Below are 2525 nucleotides of genomic sequence, written 5' to 3'. Positions count from 1 at the left end.
ATCTCAAACCACCAGACCATTCTGGTCAAGCCCTCGACCTATTAGTAGCAGTCAGCTCCGTACATTGCTGCACTTCCACCTCTGCCCTATCCACCTTGTCGTCTTCAAGGGGTCTTACTAGCTTGTGCTATGGGATATCTCATCTTGAGGGGGGCTTCACGCTTAGATGCCTTCAGCGTTTATCCCTTCCCGACTTGGCTACTCGGCCATGCACTTGGCAGTACAACCGATACACCAGTGGTCGGTCCATCCCGGTCCTCTCGTACTAAGGACAGCTCCTCTCAAATATCCTACGCCCACGCCGGATAGGGACCGAACTGTCTCACGACGTTCTGAACCCAGCTCGCGTACCGCTTTAATGGGCGAACAGCCCAACCCTTGGGACCTACTACAGCCCCAGGATGCGATGAGCCGACATCGAGGTGCCAAACCACTCCGTCGATGTGAACTCTTGGGAGTGATAAGCCTGTTATCCCCAGGGTAGCTTTTATCCGTTGAGCGATGGCAATCCCACTTTATACCACCGGATCACTAAGTCCTACTTTCGTACCTGCTCCACCCGTCGGTGTCGCAGTCAAGCTCCCTTCTGCCTTTGCACTCTTCGAATGGTTTCCAACCATTCTGAGGGAACCTTTGAGCGCCTCCGATACCCTTTCGGAGGCGACCGCCCCAGTCAAACTCCCCGCCTGACATTGTCCCCCGACCGGTTCACGGCCGCAGGTTAGAAATCCAGCACTGCAAGGGTGGTATCCCAACAGCGGCTCCACGAAAACTGGCGTCCTCGTTTCCTAGCCTCCCACCTATCCTGTACATGCAATACCGAATCCCAGTATCAAGCTGGAGTAAAGCTCCATGGGGTCTTTCCGTCCTGGCGCAGGTAACCAGCATCTTCACTGGTACTTCAATTTCACCGGATGCATTGTCGAGACAGTGCCCAAATCATTACGCCTTTCGTGCGGGTCGGAACTTACCCGACAAGGAATTTCGCTACCTTAGGACCGTTATAGTTACGGCCGCCGTTTACTGGGGCTTAAGTTCAAAGCTTCGCTTGCGCTAACCTCTCCCCTTAACCTTCCAGCACCGGGCAGGCGTCAGCCCATATACCTCACCTTTCGGTTTTGCATAGACCTGTGTTTTTGCTAAACAGTTGCTTGGGCCAATTCTCTGCGGCCACATTTCTGTGGCACCCCTTCTCCCGAAGTTACGGGGTCATTTTGCCGAGTTCCTTGACAATGCTTCTTCCGTCGGCCTTAGGATTCTCTCCTCATCCACCTGTGTCGGTTTACGGTACGGGCACGATATAAACAATAGCGGCTTTTCTTGGCAGCTGGCTCACACTCTTCCCTACTTTAATTTCGGTCCACTTCACGTCTTCGGATTGTACAGCGGATTTGCCAACTGTACTCCTACCTCGCTTGTACCGGGCTTTCCGTTCCCGGCTCGTGCTTTCCCTCTGCGTCCCCACAGTTCTGTTATATCGCGGTACAGGAATTTCCACCTGTTGTCCATCGACTACGTCTTTCGACCTCGCCTTAGGCCCCGACTTACCCAGAGCAGATCAGCTTTACTCTGGAAACCTTGGATATTCGGCCACAAGGATTCTCACCTTGTTCTCGCTACTCATTCCGGCATTCTCTCTTCTTAAAAGTCCACAGCTCCTTACGGTACTGCTTCGCCCCTTTAAGAATGCTCCTCTACCGATGCATTACTGCATCCCTAAGCTTCGGTGTTGTGTTTCAGCCCCGGACATTTTCGGCGCAGGACCTCTCGACTAGTGAGCTATTACGCACTCTTTGAATGTATGGCTGCTTCTGAGCCAACATCCTAGTTGTCTTAGAAATCCCACATCCTTTTCCACTTAACACATACTTTGGGACCTTAGCTGTAGGTCTGGGCTCTTTCCCTTTTGACTACCCAACTTATCTCGTGCAGTCTGACTCCCGGCAATCATCTTACTGGCATTCGGAGTTTGATATTCTTCGGTAAGCTGTGACGCCCCCTAGGAAATTCAGTGCTCTACCTCCAAAAGACTCTGCCGAGGCTAGCCCTAAAGCTATTTCGAGGAGAACCAGCTATCTCCGGGTTCGATTGGAATTTCTCCCCTACCCACACCTCATCGCCACCTTTTTCAACAGATGTGCGTTCGGTCCTCCATTGCCTTTTACGGCAACTTCAACCTGGACATGGGTAGATCACCCGGTTTCGGGTCTACGTTGACTGACTCTGGCCCTATTAAGACTCGGTTTCCCTTCGGCTCCGGACTTTGCGTCCTTAACCTCGCCAGCCGACGTAACTCGCCGGACCGTTCTACAAAAAGTACGCGGTTGCACCAATAATGTGCTTCCACAGTTTGTAAACACAGGGTTTCAGGTTCTCTTTCACTCCCCTCCCGGGGTTCTTTTCACCTTTCCTTCACAGTACTATGCGCTATCGGTCACTAAGTAGTATTTAGCCTTGGGGGGTGGTCCCCCCGAATTCCCACAAGGTTCCACGTGTCTCGTGGTACTTTGGATTCCGCTCGCTCA

The 2525-nt window shown here is 52.4% G+C and carries 1 rRNA gene; it reads right to left on the bottom strand.

The features are described from left to right. Positions 1–21 precede the first annotated feature (21 nt). Positions 22–2525 (bottom strand): 23S ribosomal RNA (locus tag KTH90_RS24655); the annotation flags it as partial.

It is taken from the genome of Diplocloster modestus (genome assembly GCF_019042245.1).
Classification (GTDB): Bacteria; Bacillota; Clostridia; order Lachnospirales; family Lachnospiraceae; genus Diplocloster; species Diplocloster modestus.
Note: the sequence above shows the minus strand (reverse complement) of the source record. Positions and strands in the feature narration are given on the sequence as shown.